This is a genomic window from Kocuria sp. CPCC 205263, from assembly GCF_040981075.1.
GTDB classification, from domain to species: Bacteria; Actinomycetota; Actinomycetes; order Actinomycetales; family Micrococcaceae; genus Kocuria; species Kocuria rosea.
Window position 1 is genome coordinate 1 of record NZ_JAVKPV010000039.1, and the last position, 1079, is coordinate 1079.

The window sequence follows — 1079 nt, forward strand, 5'->3', positions numbered from 1 at the left end:
CTCGCGGCGGTGAGTCGGGCTGACAGGTGAGGACCTCCGGTTGTGAAGTGGAGCTGTCTAGGAACCGCTTCACCGACCGGAGGTCCTCGTGTCCCACGCTAACGCTGCCCTGACCCCACGCGCCCGTCTGCGGCTCGCACAACTCATCGTTGATCGTGGATGGAGCTGTGCCACGGCTGCCAGGATGTTCATGGTCGCCCCACGCACCGCGAGGAAATGGGCCGACCGGTACCAGGCCGAGGGCCGGACCGGGATGGCCGATCGCAGCTCGCGTCCGCGCACCAGCCCGACCCGGACCACGCCCGCCGTGGTTCGTCGGATCGTGGCCCTGCGCTGGCGGCACCGGCTGGGCCCGGTTCAGATCGCCGGCCGGCTCGGCATGCCGGCCTCGACCGTGCACGCGGTGCTGGTGCGCTGTCGGATCAACCGGCTCTCTCGTATCGACCGGGTCACCGGCGAACCTCTCCGCCGCTACGAGCACCCGCACCCCGGTGCGCTGATCCACGTCGACGTGACCAAGTTCGGCAACATCCCCGATGGCGGCGGGTGGCGTTATCTCGGTAAGCAGCAAGGCGATCGGAACAAGGCCACCACCGCGCTGCGGACCGGCAGAACCGAGAAGGGCAATCCGCGGATCGGCACCGCATTCGTGCACACCGTCCTCGATGACCACTCGCGAGTGGCGTACGCCGAGATCTGTGCCGATGAGAAGGCGGGCACCGCGATCGACGTGCTGCGCCGGGCGACGGCTTGGTTCGCCGCTCGGGGCGTCGCCGTGGAACGGGTGCTCTCCGACAACGGGTCCTGTTACCGCTCCCACGCCTGGGCCGAGGCCTGCACCGAACTGGGCATCAAACCCAAACGCACCCGCCCCTACCGGCCTCAGACCAACGGGAAGATCGAGCGCTTCCACCGCACCCTCGCCGATGGATGGGCCTACGCGCGCTTCTACGACTCCACCGATCAGCGGAACACAGCCCTACCGGATTGGCTGCACTTCTACAATATCCACCGAGCCCACTCCGCCCTCGGAGGCCGGCCACCGGTCACCCGACTGACCAACCTCCCTGGACATCACA

The 1079-nt window shown here is 68.1% G+C and carries 1 protein-coding gene; it reads left to right on the forward strand.

What is annotated here, in order from left to right:
* Nucleotides 1-88: 88 nt before the first annotated feature.
* On the forward strand, nucleotides 89-1079 hold a 991-nt coding region (locus tag RF647_RS19005), incomplete at its 3' end, for an IS481 family transposase (protein ID WP_368813096.1).